The organism is Duganella phyllosphaerae (genome assembly GCF_001758785.1).
Classification (GTDB): Bacteria; Pseudomonadota; Gammaproteobacteria; order Burkholderiales; family Burkholderiaceae_D; genus Rugamonas; species Rugamonas phyllosphaerae.
This window is the reverse complement of the sequence record NZ_LROM01000077.1, coordinates 1-13660: the sequence shown is the minus strand read 5'-3', so window position 1 is coordinate 13660 and position 13660 is coordinate 1. Positions and strand designations below refer to the sequence as shown.

12 protein-coding genes are annotated in these 13660 nt (G+C 64.6%); 2 read left to right on the top strand and 10 right to left on the bottom strand.

Annotation, left to right across the window (positions count from 1 at the left end; genetic code table 11):
• From DUPY_RS09995 to DUPY_RS09955, 9 genes are all read right to left on the bottom strand, one after another.
• On the bottom strand, positions 1–2103 hold the full coding sequence (locus tag DUPY_RS09995; RefSeq protein ID WP_070247687.1) for a LamG-like jellyroll fold domain-containing protein: 2103 nt from the start codon (positions 2101–2103) through the stop codon (positions 1–3).
• 81 nt (positions 2104–2184) lie between these two features.
• Entirely contained in the window at positions 2185–3441 is a 1257-nt protein-coding gene (locus DUPY_RS09990) for a TerD family protein (protein ID WP_070247686.1), read from the bottom strand.
• 109 nt (positions 3442–3550) lie between these two features.
• The gene (locus DUPY_RS09985; RefSeq protein WP_229255315.1) at positions 3551–5866 is read right to left on the bottom strand and encodes a glycoside hydrolase family 2 protein; all 2316 of its coding nucleotides are present in this window, start codon (positions 5864–5866) and stop codon (positions 3551–3553) included.
• A gap of 220 nt (positions 5867–6086) precedes the next feature.
• Positions 6087–6416 (bottom strand): type II toxin-antitoxin system RelE/ParE family toxin, encoded by a 330-nt coding sequence (locus DUPY_RS09980; RefSeq protein WP_070247684.1) that lies wholly within the window; start codon positions 6414–6416, stop codon positions 6087–6089.
• Entirely contained in the window at positions 6413–6679 is a 267-nt protein-coding gene (locus DUPY_RS09975) for a type II toxin-antitoxin system Phd/YefM family antitoxin (protein WP_070247683.1), read from the bottom strand. The genes DUPY_RS09980 and DUPY_RS09975 overlap by 4 nt, the downstream gene beginning before the upstream one ends.
• A 60-nt stretch (positions 6680–6739) precedes the next feature.
• Positions 6740–9037, bottom strand: a complete 2298-nt coding sequence (locus tag DUPY_RS09970; RefSeq protein WP_070247682.1) for a xanthine dehydrogenase family protein molybdopterin-binding subunit — start codon at positions 9035–9037, stop codon at positions 6740–6742.
• A complete protein-coding gene (locus DUPY_RS09965) occupies positions 9034–10083 on the bottom strand; it encodes an FAD binding domain-containing protein (RefSeq protein ID WP_208600028.1) in 1050 nt (349 codons plus the stop codon). The genes DUPY_RS09970 and DUPY_RS09965 overlap by 4 nt, the downstream gene beginning before the upstream one ends.
• Positions 10080–10634, bottom strand: a complete 555-nt coding sequence (locus DUPY_RS09960) for a (2Fe-2S)-binding protein (RefSeq protein WP_070247681.1) — start codon at positions 10632–10634, stop codon at positions 10080–10082. Before DUPY_RS09960 ends, DUPY_RS09965 begins: the two co-directional genes overlap by 4 nt.
• Positions 10635–10729: 95 nt before the next feature.
• Entirely contained in the window at positions 10730–10918 is a 189-nt protein-coding gene (locus tag DUPY_RS09955; RefSeq protein WP_141749497.1) for a hypothetical protein, read from the bottom strand.
• Between the two features lie 193 nt (positions 10919–11111).
• On the opposite strand from DUPY_RS09955, the gene DUPY_RS09950 reads away from it, so the two are divergent.
• Together DUPY_RS09950 and DUPY_RS09945 are read left to right on the top strand one after the other, a co-directional pair.
• Positions 11112–12959: a rhamnogalacturonan lyase gene (locus DUPY_RS09950; RefSeq protein WP_070247679.1), complete on the top strand. Its 1848-nt coding sequence runs from the start codon at positions 11112–11114 to the stop codon at positions 12957–12959.
• A gap of 74 nt (positions 12960–13033) precedes the next feature.
• On the top strand, positions 13034–13381 hold the full coding sequence (locus DUPY_RS09945) for a hypothetical protein (RefSeq protein WP_141749496.1): 348 nt from the start codon (positions 13034–13036) through the stop codon (positions 13379–13381).
• Positions 13382–13393: 12 nt separating this feature from the next.
• On the opposite strand, the gene DUPY_RS09940 is transcribed toward DUPY_RS09945, so the two are convergent.
• On the bottom strand, positions 13394–13660 hold a 267-nt coding region (locus DUPY_RS09940), incomplete at its 5' end, for a response regulator (RefSeq protein ID WP_141749495.1).

The window sequence follows — 13660 nt, the reverse complement described above, 5'->3', positions numbered from 1 at the left end:
TCAGGATCGCCGCGCAGTCAGCCACTGCGCCGGCTTCAATGCACCGGACGCCACGCGGATCTCGCCGATATTGCCGAAGAACCCGTCGGCGCGCTCGCCATCCCACGAACCGCCCCCCACCACCCACGGCGACCGGGCCGACAGCGTCGCCAGCCCAACCACGTTGCTGCTATTGCGCAGCACCGGTGCGCCTTCCACGTACATTACCGTGTCGTGCGTGACCGGGTCGTTGACGATGGCGACATGGACCCAGGTGCCGGCGATGATCTCGCCCGACCAGCTGGCAAGCCCGCCGCGCGCGCCGCTCACATCGGGCACGACCTCCCACTGCACTTCGCGCAGGCTGGAGATGGCGAACAGCAGCGGCGGCGATTCGGCATCGCCACCGTTAAAGCCTGCCAGGTCGCCGCGCTTGCCGTCGCGCGTCATGATGTTCATCCACGCGTGCTTCGAATTGACCCAGGCCGGGTTGATCTTGATGAAGGCCTCGATGGTGTAGCCGGTGGTGGCAAAGGTCTGGGCGTTGATCGCGGCCGCCGCGTCGGTGACGAAGTAGCTGAGGCGCGGCACGTTCTTGTCGGTGTTGATGAAGCTGACCGAACCGGGCGCCGATGACAGGCGGTGACGGTCGGTGCTCCAGACGATGTCGCCCGCTTCGGCATTTTTCACGCCGTTGACATTGAGCGCATCGCGCACCAGCGGGTTGGCGCCGGTGACGTCGGCAATCCGGGTGCCCGGCGCCACGGCCGCGCCGTCGGCGCCGCCGAAGAAGCGCCAGTGCGCCACCGTCGATGCCACTTTCGGATAATCGTCGGCATCCTTGGGCACCACCGGTTCGACCACTGCCGGTTCCGTGTAACCCTTCAGTACCATCGCCCTGGCCTGCTCCACCAGCGAAGACGCCACCGTGACCTGGCCCACGCCGAAGGTGGGATTGAAGCGCGCAAAGCGCTTGGCAAAATCGATATCGATGGTGAAGGCCTGGTTGGCTTCGGTAAGCACCGCGCGGTCGAAGGCGTTGAGCGTGTCGGCCGGTTTCATCGGCACCCATGGCGAGAACGACAGCACCTTGATCTGCTTGTTGGTCAGGTCGAATTCGTACAGGCGCATCAAGCCGTTGCCGCCCTGGTAGGCCATCTGGTAATCGACCACCATTTCTTCGACCGGGTTGCCGAAATTGTTGGTCTTGGTCAGGCGCGCGGCGCCGTGGTGGTGGCCGTTCAGGGTCATGAAAATCTGGTCGTTATCGCGGATCAGCTTTTCCCACAACATCTTGCCGTAGTCGGTTTCCAGCGGCGTGACCGCGTCCGGGGCGATATTCATCAGCTGGTGGTTGACCAGGATGACCGGCAGCGTCGGATTGTCGGTGATAACCTTGCGCGCCCAGGCGATGCCGGCGTCCGAGATGCGCCACGACAGCGACAGCACCAGGAAGCGCTGGTCCTGCGCGGTGAAGATGTGGTACTCGTGGAAGCCGCTCGGATCGCGCGCACCGAAGGTGGCCTGGCGCTGGGCGCGGCGCGCACCGAACCATTGCAGGTAAGGCTCGTTGGCCAGCACGCGCTGGGCGTCGGTGCCGCGCGACTGGTCGCCGTTGTAATCGAGGTCGTTCAGGACGTCGTGATTGCCGGCCAAAATCGAGTACGGCAGCTTGGCCACTTCCAGCACCTGCATGGCGCTGTCGGCTACCTTCCATTGTTCCGGCTTGCCCACCTGGTCGACCACGTCGCCGAGGTGGATCAGGAACGGGATGTTGAGCGCCTGGGCGTTGCGTGCCACCCAGTTGGTCTGCGCGGCGAACGGCTCGTTGCCGTAGTGGCGCTGGTACTGGTTGCTCTCGCCCGAGGTGGCGTAGCGCGCATAGAACTGGGTGTCGGGCAGCACGGCCAGGGCGAAGCTCGAGATTTTCGCGGCTGGTGTCGGCGTTGGCGCCGGCGCTGGCGTGGCGCTCACCGCGTCGCTGCCGCCGCCGCAACCGGCCAGCAGGCCGCCGACCGACAGGGTCGAGGCCGAAGCGAGGCCCATTTTCAGCAGCGTGCGGCGGCTGGTTTGCGGTTCGTTGCTTGGTTCGTTGCTTGGTTCGTGGTTGACTTGGTTGGGCATGACCGGCTCTGGAAAGGTGGGAATGCCACGCATTCTAGAGCCGGGAAGTTACACGCCCATGACATACTTACCAAATACAAGTTACCCCTTGGAACCAGCACGCCAGCGCAGCTTGAAGCCGTACTTGGTGCCCAGCACCTCGTGGCCGCTGATCTTGCCGTCGCCGGACACGTAGTCCACCAGCTTGGTCACCTGCAGCTTGCCGCCCTGGTTTTCGATCATGGCGATTGCGCACATCGGCTGGTTGCCACCGTGGTCGAGGCGTACTTCCACTGGCGGCTGGTTCGGCACTTCGATCAGTACCACGCCGTCGGTGGCGGCCCAATTCGGTACGCCCTCGTAAATGAAACTGAAGATCAGCACGCGGCCGATTTCGTCGAAGCGGTCGCCATTGATATAGATGTTTTCGCCATCGCTGACCGCGCCGCTGCGATCGTCCCCGGCCAGGTGGATGTACGGCGGGCGGTCGAATGCACCCCAGCTTTCGCCCAGCGCCTGCACGCCGCCCGGAGTGCCGTCGCGCAGCTCGAACAGGCAGGCCAGGTCGAGGTCGATGCCCTTGGGCTTGTCGCCGCCGGTCAGCTTGGCGAAGAAGCCGGTCTTGGCCTGCTGCTCCTGCGGACGCTGGTTCCAGTTCAGGTTGACGCGGATCTTGCCGAAGCCGCGCGCGGCGCCCTTCTCGAGCGAGATCTTGTCGCCGCGCTTTTCCAGCGTGATTTTCGACAGCGAGATTTTGGGTGCGGGGGCTGGTGCTGGTGCTGGTGCTGGGGCCGGAGCCGGTGCGGTAGCGGGAGCAGCGGGCGCAGGGGCCGGGACCGGCGTGGCTGCGGCAGCCTCGGTGCCGCCAAAATGCGCCAGCAACGCAGCCATGCCGCCGTTGAAGCCCTGGCCGACGGCGCCGAAACGCCAGGCGCCATCGCGGCGATAGACTTCGGCCAGGATCACGGCCTTTTCGTCGGCAAAGTCGGTACCGGTCAGGGGGAACGTGGCGGCGCCGCCGATGGTGATGCTGCCGGGAGCGATGGCGCGCATGGTGCCGCCGCCATCGAGCGCGCCGGTAAATACCAGCCGCTCGATCGAGGCCGGCAAGGCGTCGAGGTTGAGCTGGAACCGGGCGGCGCCCGCCGACAGCGTCAGGCGCACCGCGCCTTCGGGGCTGGCCAGCTGGTTGTAGAACACCATGTAGCGGTCATCGGACAGCTTGCCTTGCGCATCGAGCCCGAAGCACGACAGGTCGATGGTGACACCCGGCGCCTGCAGCGCCACGTCCACCGCCACGTTGCTGCCGCAACCGAGGTCCGCCAGTTTGCCTTTTTGACCGCGTCCGAAAGTAACCATGTGCACACTACCTTTTTTCAAGTGATCGTGTGCGCCATGCTAACGCATAAGCGCGTCGCCCGGTAGTGAACGCAGCGACGCGTGCGCGCCACCACGCCGCGACATACTGCTAGAGGCTGCCGCGCAGATTGGCGCCATCGGCAGCGATCGTGCCCTTGCCACCGCTGGCGCCCACGCGCACCAGCACGCTGGCGATGCCGCCCTCGGTGGTGACGGTGGCAGGACCGACGATCTCGTAAGCGCCGCCGGCGGTGAACTTTACCGACTGGCCGTTGCCGGCCACCAGGTTGCCCTTGGCATCGACAACCTTGGCGCGGATGAACACCAGGTCGCCGGTTGCCGATTTCACGCCCAGGTCATCCACCGATACGTCCAGTTTGGCGCCCTCGCTGGCGGTACGCACCACGTGTTCGGCCACCTTTTTGCCACCGAGGTAAGCGACCGCCTTCAGTTCACCGGCAGCGAACTGGCCGGCGTCGAACTCCAGCGGTGGATGCTTGAGGTTCGGGTGCAGCTTGGTGGGCGCGCTCTTCACGCGACCCAGGCTTTTACCGTTGAGGAACAGCTCCACTTCGTCGGTGTTGGCGAACACGCGCACCTTGGGCGAGGAATCCTTGTCCCAGTGGCTGGCGATGAACACCATCGGGCCACCGCCCCACTTGCCCGATTCCAGCGCGCTGCGCTGCGAGCGGAAGAACTCGCTGGAAAACTTCGGCAAGCGGTCGATGGTCATGATGCCGGACGACTCCAGGTCGGGTGCGTAGCCACGGCCGTAGTCGAACATCACCCAGTAGCCATCGGCAACCGCGCCGGTATTGAAATTATCGTCGTGCGATTCGGCCAGGTTTTTAGCCTGCTGCAGCAGGCGGGTTTCGCCGTCGGCCAGCAACTGGCGGCTGCTGCGGTCGGCCGCTTTCAGGTCGCCCCAGGCGGTCTGGTTGAAGCCCGCGTTCATTGCGTAGTATTCCCAGTCGCCGTATTCGGAAACGATCAGCGCCTTGTCGGGCTGCGGGCGCTTGTCCTCCAGGCGGTGCTGGCGCGCTTGCAGGTACACGTCGTAGGTCTGCGGCACCCAGCCGGCCGAGTAGACATGGTCGCCCGGGAACTCGGTGTGCACGGTCTTGTGCAGTTTTTCCACCAGCGCGTCCGGCATCTGGGTTTCGTTGAGCGAGCATTCCCAGGCCAGCACGCTGGCGTGGTTGCGGTCGCGGCGCACCATGTCGGTACAGGTCTTTACTACCTGGGTGGTGAAGGCCGGATCGGGATTGAAGTACTGCCAGCCCGGAATGCCCGGCACCACCATGATGCCCAGTTCATCGGCAGCGGCCATGAACGCCGGCGAATGCGGGTAGTGCGACAGGCGGATGTAGTCGAAACCGGCGCGCTTGATCAGCAGCGCATCGCGGTACTCGGCCTGCGGCGACAGCGCATAGCCGACGTATGGATATTCCTGGTGGCGGTTGACGCCCCGCAGGAAGGTCTGCTCGCCGTTGATCAGCAGCTTGCCCTTGCTCATCTCGATGCGGCGGATGCCGACGCGGGTTTTCACCAGGTCCGATTGCCCCTTGCTGGCAACCGTGGTCTCCAGCGCATACAGGTTGGGCGCCTTGGGCGACCACAGTTGCGGACGATCGACCTTGAGGTCGCGCGTGACGTGGCGACACTCGCCAGCGGCCAGGCTGACTTTCTCGGTCGCGTCGGCCACGCGGCTGTTTTTGCCGAGCAGGCGGTGGCGCAGCTCGGCGGTGCGCGGCTCGGTCGCGGTATTGCACACTTCGGCCTTCACGCGCACGGTCGCCGACGCCTTGTCGATCTGCGGATAGGTGACGAAAATGCCGCCGCCCGCTTCGGTATTGGACAGCATCTCGTCGCTGATATGCACGGCCGGCTTGATGGTGAGCGTGACGTCGCGGTAGATGCCGCCGTACTGGATGTAGTCGAGATCCTTCAGCGGCTTGGGACCGGTAATGGCGTTGTCTTCGTTATTGATGCGCACCACCAGCTCATTGCCGCCGCCCGCTTTCAGGTGCGCCGTCACATCATAAGAAAACGGCAAGTAGCCGCCCAGGTGCTGGCCCAGGTGCTTGCCGTTGACCCATACGTCGGCGACGTTCATCGCGCCTTCGAAACGCAGGATCGCCTGTTCGCCCGGCGCCACCTTGGCGTCGAAACGCTTCTTGTAGAACGCCGTGCCCTGCCACGAATTGACCGGCACCTTCGCTTCCAGGCGCGCCGTGTGCGGCAGGTTGACGCGGCTCCAGCCATTGGCCGGCACCTGCTCGACGGTGGCGGCGACCTTGGCGTCGTCGCGGTAAAAGTCCCAGGACTGATTGAGGCTGGTGGCGCCGATGGTGGCTGCGCTGGCCGACGATGCAACCGCCAGCGCCAGCAAACCGATGGTCGGAAACTGCTTTGTAAGCCTCAAGATAAAACTGGTCATAGTGCCTGGAACTCCCAAAAAAATACCGCATAACTAGGATCGGACAAGCTGCGGCCGGGCGCCAGTGGCGCCCGGTCCAGTTATCACGGCGCAGTATATCGAGTATTGATTTGGGGCGCGGGGCGTATACAAATTATTCATGGGTAGAGAGAACTTTGTTATACGCACACCATACCGGGTAACGGGAGGCATCCCGCATTCCCCTTTATATATCGAAGAGTCGCTGAAAGAGATGTGATCTGAAGTCCATATTGCTGTGTATAAACATGTGAACCAGTACCTTCTCATCATCAAACTCATAGACGACCTTGGTCTGTCTTACCAAACGCATTCTGAAGTTCTCCCCGCCCACGCCCTCAAGTTCGGTAAAGTTTTTGCCGCCTTCAGCGTTCAGTCCAATTTTCCTGATCGACTCTTTGAACTCCGCATTGACTTCGTCCCAGACCAGGTCGCCGAAATCCCTTTTGACATGGCGCTTAATTTTTCTGAAGTCTGCTCTGGCGACATCGAGGACGATAACCTTCCTCGTTTTCATTCTTCGTTATCCATCTCTTCGAAGAATGACTGCGCGTCCTGATAGCGGCCTTGTTCAAACTCTTTACGGCCGAGAGCAATCAACTTGAGCAAAGCCAGTGTCTCTTGCTGCTTCTCGTACTCGTGAATGTCCATGACAACCATTTTCGCCTCACCATTTTGAGTGATGATGAGCGTTTCGGGGTTGGTCGCAAACTCCTTCACGATGTCGGCCGCATTGGATTTCAAGTACGAAATCGGCTTGATACTGGTGGCAAGGCTCATGGTCGGCTCCTGGTTGGCGTGGGTCTGCCGGCCTATTATAGTCCGAATTTAGCCGGCTTCTTACCCGCGCATCACCTTCTCCGGCGTCATCGGCGTACTGCGCACGCGCTGCCCGGTCGCATGGTAGATGGCATTGCACACGGCCGCCGCCACGCCCACCTGGCCGATCTCCCCTACCCCCTTGGCGCCGATGCGGCTGACGATGCGGTCGTCTTCTTTCACGAAGATGACGTCGATGTCGTGGATGTCGGCGTTGACCGAGACGTGGTACTCGGACAGGTTGTGGTTCATGAAGCGGCCCAGCCGGTGGTCGCAGTGGGTCTCCTCGTGCAGCGCCTGGCCGATGCCCCATACCACCCCGCCGATGATCTGGCTGCGCGCAGTCTTGGCGTTGATGATGCGCCCCGCCGCCACCGCGCTCACCACCCGCGTCACGCGCACGGTGCCGAATTCGGGATCGACGCGCACTTCGACGAACACCGCCGAGTGGGTGGCGCGCTGGAATTTCATCTGCTTGAGCATATTCGGGAGCATCAGGTATTTTTCCTCGAGCGGCTGCTCGATGCCGGCCAGGATTTGCGTGAGCGGTACGCTGGTGCCGGGGATGTTGCGCAACCGGACCACGCCGTCGACAAACTCGACGTCGGCCAGGCGCGCGGTGGCCAGCGGCGAACCGGCCATTTCCCTGGCGCGCTTGAACACGGTTTTCTGCAGTTTTTCGCACACGCCCGCCACCGCCGAACCCACCGTGGCAACGTGCGAGGAGCCGCCCTCGATCGGCGCCACCGGCAAGGTGGAGTCGCCGAGCTGGAAGCGCACTTTTTCCAGCGGCAGGCCCAAGGCCTCGGCGGCGATGATGCACATCGCGGTATAGGTGCCGGTGCCGATGTCGGATGCGGCGCTGCTGACCACCAGGCTGCCGTCCGCGTGCAGCACGGCGCTGGCGCGGGCGAACATCTGCATGGCGTCCCACATGCCGGTGGCCATGCCCCAGCCGATCAACTCGCGCCCCTCGCGCATGGAGCCAGGCTCCAGGGGCCGCTGGTCCCAGCCGAAGCGCTGCGCGCCTTGCAGGTAGCATTCGCGCAGCTCCTTGGTGGAATACGGCAGGCCGTGGGACGGATCGATCTCGGCGTAGTTTTTCAGGCGCAGCGCCAGCGGGTCCATCTTGAGCGCGTACGACAATTCGTCCATCGCCACTTCCAGCGCATGCACGCCGTGGGCGGCACCTGGTGCGCGCATGTCCATCGGGCTGGCGTGGTCGAGATCGACGATCTTGTAACCGAGGCGGATATGCTCGCACGCATACAGTTCGCCCGACCAGTTGACCACGACTTCCACGTAGTCCTCGTAGCGCGAGGTTTCGGCCACCGCTTCGTGGACGATGGAGGTCAGCGTGCCGTCGGCATCGGCCGAGAGCTTGAGGCGCTGCTGGGTTTCCGGACGGTGGCCGAAGGTAAACATCTGCTGGCGCGTGAGCACCACCCGCACCGAGCGCTCGAGCTTGAGCGCAGCCATCACCGCCAGCGGCAACTGGTACTGCGGGCGCAGGCCGGAGCCGAAGGCGCCGCCAACGTAGGGGTTGCGCACGGTGACCTTGTCTTTCGACAGCCCGAACACGTGCGAGACGTACCAGCGGCTGTTCTGCGAACTTTGGGTTTTATCGTAAATCGTCAGGTGGCCATCGGCGCCGTGGATGACGGTGGTGGCGAACATCTCGAGCGGGTTGTGGTGTTCCACGCCGCTGTAGTACGAAGCTTCAATTTTTACGGCGGCCTTGTCCCACACTTCATCGGGATGGCCCTTGACGTCTGGCGGCGGCGTGTAGCCGGCCTTCAGGCGGCTCGGCTTGTGGGCGCGGCCCTGGTGTTCGAGCAAATACGTCTCATGCGGTTGCACGTCGTACTCGACCCGTACCAGCGCCGCCGCATGGCGCGCGGCCTCGAAGGTGTCGGCCACCACCAGCGCCACCGGCTGGCCGCTGTAGTGCACTTCGTTGTTGTACAGCGGACGATAGGGCGAGCCGCCGGGCGCGGTCATGTCCTTGTAAAAAATATCGAATGAACGGATCTTGGGGCGGTTCTCGTGCCAGATCACGTCCACCACGCCGGGCACCGCCATGGCCGCCTCGGTGTGGAGGGCCCTGATATGGCCCTTGGCGATGGCGCCGCTCACCACCACGCCGTACAGCAGACCAGCCTCGCTGGCGCCAGCATCTGGCGTGTATTCAGCGGCGTAGCGCGCCTGGCCGGTTACCTTGTCGCGGCCGTCCACGCGCGAGACGGCGTCGCCGATGCGCACCTGGCCGGTGCCGGGGTCCGCACTCGGGGTGCGCAATGCCTGGATCAATACGGTCATACTGGTGCCTCGTTTTCGGTCAGTTCTGTGGTGTTGTCGTGGGTGCCCTCGACCGCCTGGGTCAGGGCGCGGATCACGGCGCGGCGCGCCATGGTCACCTTGAAATCGTTCTGGCCTTGCCCTTGGGCGCCGGCCAGCAGCACGTCGGCCGCTTCGGCAAACGCGGTTTCATCGACCTGGCGGCCGATGAGGACCGCTTCGGCGGCCGGCACGCGCCAAGGTTTGTGGGCCACGCTGCCCAGCGCGATGCGGGCGTCGCGTACCTTGCCGTCCTCCCCGACATCGAGCATGGCCGCCACCGACACCAGCGCGAACGCATACGAGGCGCGGTCGCGGAATTTCAGGTAGGCCGAGTGGCGCACGAACTGCGCTGCCGGCGGCAGGTCGATATGGGTGATCAAATCGCCGGCGGCCAGGACCGTGTCGCGCTCGGGCTGTTCGCCAGGCAGGCGGTGGAAGTCGGCAAAGTCGATGCGCCGCTCGCCGGCGCTGGAGCGCACGCACACCACCGCGTCGAGCGCAGCGAGTGCCACGCACATGTCGGACGGATGGGTGGCGATGCACTGCGCGCTGGCGCCCAGGATAGCGTGCTGGCGCGTGAGGCCGCCGATGGCCGAGCAGCCGGTACCCGGCGCCCGCTTGTTGCACGGCGTGGTGGCGTCGTAAAAATAGTGGCAGCGCGTGCGTTGCAGCAGGTTGCCGCCATTGCTGGCCATGTTGCGGATCTGCGGCGAGGCGCCGGCCAGGATGGCGGCGGTCAAGACCGGGTACTGTGCGCGCACCAGCGGGTGGTAGGCGGTATCGGCGTTGCGGGCGATGGCGCCCAGGCGCAAGCCACCATCGGGTGCAGCCGTGATCTGGTCCAGCGGCAGCGCATTGATGTCGACCAGCTGCTGCGGTCCCATCACGCGCTCCTTCATCAGGTCGAGCAGGTTGGTGCCGCCAGCGATGACCTTGGACGGCGCGGCGTTGGCATCCACACCCGCGTAAAGATGGGACAGCGCGCCGCTCACGTCCAGCGGCGCCACGTAGGTGACCGGGTTCATGCCGGCACCGTGCCAGGCTGGAATGGACGCGCCGGGTCGTCGTGGCCCGGTATGCCCATCACCTCGGTGACGGCCGCCACGATGCCGGGGTAGGCACCGCAGCGGCAGACGTTGCCGCTCATCAGCTCGCGTACCTGGCCGGCGGTGCAGGCATTGCCTTCGTTCATCAGGCCCACGGCCGAACATAGCTGGCCCGACGTGCAATAGCCGCACTGGAAGGCGTCGTTGTCGATGAACGCCTGTTGCACCGGATGCAGTTGGTTACCGTCGGCCAGGCCTTCGACCGTGGTGACCTCCTTGCCGTTTTGCATCACGGCCAGCGTGAGGCAAGAGTTGATGCGACGCCCACCGACCAGCACGGTGCAGGCGCCGCACTGGCCGTGGTCGCAGCCCTTCTTGGAGCCGGTCAGGCCTGCATGTTCACGCAGCAAGTCCAGCAGCGTGACCCAGGCTTCGACGCGGAAGTCGTGCTCACGGCCGTTGATGTTGAGGGTGAGCGGATACGTTTGCACGGCAGCGCGCGGGGGCGCAATTGTTTCGGGAGCGTTCATGGCGGACTTTGCAATGATGATGGAGTGTCACCACTGTAGCCGCGCACGCTGCCACGCTTTGTGGGACAACTAACACTGTCCCGATGCGCACCGAATTATTCGGCTGCCATGCCCGCCTTGACGTCGCGGCACGACACCTTTTTGCCTTTTTTCAGCTCGGCTGCTTCGATCCGTTGGCAGTCGGTGTAGTCCGCCACCACCACGAACACGTAGCCGACGACGGACAGCGCCACGGCAGCCATGGCGGCGAGGATGAGGATCTTGGTTAGCTTCTGGGAGGACATGGAATTCATCAAAAACAGGAGGCGGACGCCGATGATACCACGCACAGCCAGCAGCAAAAAACAACAACATTGCTCGACAAGTTGACTATTAAGCTCTAGGGCGGTTTGCGATGGTGACTTGCATTTTCCCTGAGGTACCGTAGTCGGGCCCGCGACACGGGCCCATAACCATATTCCAAATGGAGACAAACCCATGAACTTACGCATCGCCTCGGCGGTATCCATCCTGGTCGCCACGCTGGCAGCCGGCACGGCGCCAGCCGCCAACAAGCAGATCGAACGGCTCAATCGCGGCGCCGTCGCCATTGCCTCCGGCAACGGCGTGTTCGTCAGCTGGCGCCAGCTGGCCACCGACGCCGCCGGCACCACCTTCAATGTCTATCGCGACGGCATCAAGATCACGGCCACGCCGCTCAACGCGCTCAATTTCAGCGACAGCGTGGGCAACGCCGGCAACCAGTACGCGGTGCGCGCGGTGGTGGGCGGCGTCGAGCAGGCCGCCTCGCAGTTCGGCGCCGGCGTCACCTGGGCCCAGCCGTATAGATCGATCCCGGTGCAGGCGCCGGCCGGCGGCACCACGCCCGACGGCGTCGCCTACACCTACGAGCTCAACGACGGTTCACCGGCCGACCTCGACGGCGACGGCACCTACGAGATCGTCGTCAAGTGGCAGCCGACCAATGCCAAGGACAATTCGCAGTCGGGCTACACCGGCAACACCTACCTCGATGCGTATCAACTCGACGGCACGCGCCTGTGGCGCATCAACCTGGGCAAGAATATCCGCGCCGGCGCCCACTACACCACCTTCCTGGCCTACGATTTCGACGGCGACGGCAAGGCCGAGGTGATGGCCAAGACCGCTGACGGCACCGTCGACGGCCAGGGCACGACCATCGGTTCGGCCAGCGCCGACTACCGCTCCAGCGCCGGCTACATCCTGACCGGACCGGAATTCCTCACCGTGTTCAATGGCCAGACCGGCGCCGCCATGAAAACCGTCAACTACCTGCCGGCGCGCGGCACCGTCTCGAGCTGGGGCGACAGCTATGGCAACCGGGTGGACCGCTTCCTCGGCGGCGTCGCCAACCTCGACGGCGCCCGCCCGAGCGCGGTGTTTTCGCGCGGCTACTACACGCGCGCCGTGATTGCAGCGTGGGACTGGCGTAACGGCAATCTCACCAGCCGCTGGGTGTTCGACACCGACGCGGCCGGCAGCGCCGCGCGCGGCCAGGGCGCGCACTGGTTTGCCACCGGCGATGCCGATGGCGACGGCAAGGACGACATCGTGTATGGCGCGGCCACCATCGGCAGCAACGGCCAGCTGCTGTACGCCACCGGCCTGGGCCACGGCGACGCCCTGCACTTCGGCAAATTCGACCCGAACCGCAGCGGCCAGCAAATCTACATGGTCCACGAAAGCCCGGGCAGCTACGGTGCCAATGGGTCCGGCATGCACGATGCCGCCACCGGCGCGCTGCTCTGGGGCGCCAGCGGCTCGAACACCGACGTCGGCCGCGGCGTGTGCTTCGACATCGACCCCAACCACGCCGGCGCCGAATGCTGGGCCAGCCGTGGCGGCCTGCGCACGGTCACCGGCACGCAATTGAGCACCAGCGCGCCCGGGTCGATGAACTTCGGCGTGTGGTGGGACGGCGACCTGCTGCGCGAGCCGCTGGGCAGCACCATCGTGCAAAAGTGGAATCCGGCCACGTCCAGCATGAACAACCTGCTCGACCTGGGCGCCTACGGCGGTGCGACCAACAACGGCACCAAGGCCACGCCGGTGCTGACGGCCGACCTGTTTGGCGACTGGCGCGAGGAAATCGTGGTGCGCAACAGCAGCAATACCGCGCTGCTGGTGTTCAGCACCGCGATTCCGACCAGCACCCGCATTACCACGCTGATGCACAATCCGCAGTACCGCAGCCAGGTGGCGGGCCAGAACGCCGGCTACAACCAGCCGCCGCACCCCAGCTTCTACCTGGGCAACGGCGCCACCTCGTTCCCGCAGGAACCGGTGCAAGTGACGGCGCAGTAAGTCCTTGATCCGTGGCGTGTTTTGCAGGCTTGAGGTTGCTTGACGACCGCGAGCCTGCGCTCTACGATGACTGGATGGACATCGAACATCGCGACGTCAGGCTGGAAGAATTTGCTGCCGTCACCGGCGAACGGTTGGCGCGTATCGAATCGCGCCTCGATGAGACTGCCACCAAGGCTGACCTGTCCGATTTACGTGCAGAGCTGCGGGCGGAAATACACAGCAGCGCCAACGACACCATCCGCTGGATTGTCGGGGTGGGCATCGGGCTGGGCGTGACCGGCATCACCATCATCACCTTTGTACTCAACAACGCCACCCCAAAAGCACCGCCGACACCATCCGCACCGATCACCATTTACGCCCACCCCGCGTCACCTGCAGCACAGGCGCCGGCACCGTTCGCGCCACGGCAACCGTAGCCGCGCTGCGTGCTAACTCACCGTCGTCGCCGCCTGCAAATCCTCGAGCGACGCCGGCTTGGTCAAGTGCAAGTCGAAGCTGGCCGCATACGCCCGTTCCACGTCATCCTTCTGGCCATAGCCGGTCAGCGCCACCAGCCGCACCGCCCTGCCGCCCGCTTCGGCGCGGATGGCGCCGGCCAGTGCGTAGCCGTCCATATCGGGCAGGCCGATGTCGAGGATGGCCACCTGCGGCAGGCAATCGCGCACGGCCGCCAGCGCCGCCGCGCCGCTGTGGGC

Coding starts and splice junctions, on each gene's coding strand:
- DUPY_RS09995 (WP_070247687.1), bottom strand. CDS start 2,103: ATGCCCAACCAAGTCAACCACGAACCAAGCAACGAACCAAGCAACGAA.
- DUPY_RS09990 (WP_070247686.1), bottom strand. CDS start 3,441: ATGGTTACTTTCGGACGCGGTCAAAAAGGCAAACTGGCGGACCTCGGT.
- DUPY_RS09980 (WP_070247684.1), bottom strand. CDS start 6,416: ATGAAAACGAGGAAGGTTATCGTCCTCGATGTCGCCAGAGCAGACTTC.
- DUPY_RS09975 (WP_070247683.1), bottom strand. CDS start 6,679: ATGAGCCTTGCCACCAGTATCAAGCCGATTTCGTACTTGAAATCCAAT.
- DUPY_RS09970 (WP_070247682.1), bottom strand. CDS start 9,037: ATGACCGTATTGATCCAGGCATTGCGCACCCCGAGTGCGGACCCCGGC.
- DUPY_RS09965 (WP_208600028.1), bottom strand. CDS start 10,083: ATGAACCCGGTCACCTACGTGGCGCCGCTGGACGTGAGCGGCGCGCTG.
- DUPY_RS09960 (WP_070247681.1), bottom strand. CDS start 10,634: ATGAACGCTCCCGAAACAATTGCGCCCCCGCGCGCTGCCGTGCAAACG.
- DUPY_RS09955 (WP_141749497.1), bottom strand. CDS start 10,918: ATGTCCTCCCAGAAGCTAACCAAGATCCTCATCCTCGCCGCCATGGCT.
- DUPY_RS09950 (WP_070247679.1), top strand. CDS start 11,112: ATGAACTTACGCATCGCCTCGGCGGTATCCATCCTGGTCGCCACGCTG.
- DUPY_RS09945 (WP_141749496.1), top strand. CDS start 13,034: ATGGACATCGAACATCGCGACGTCAGGCTGGAAGAATTTGCTGCCGTC.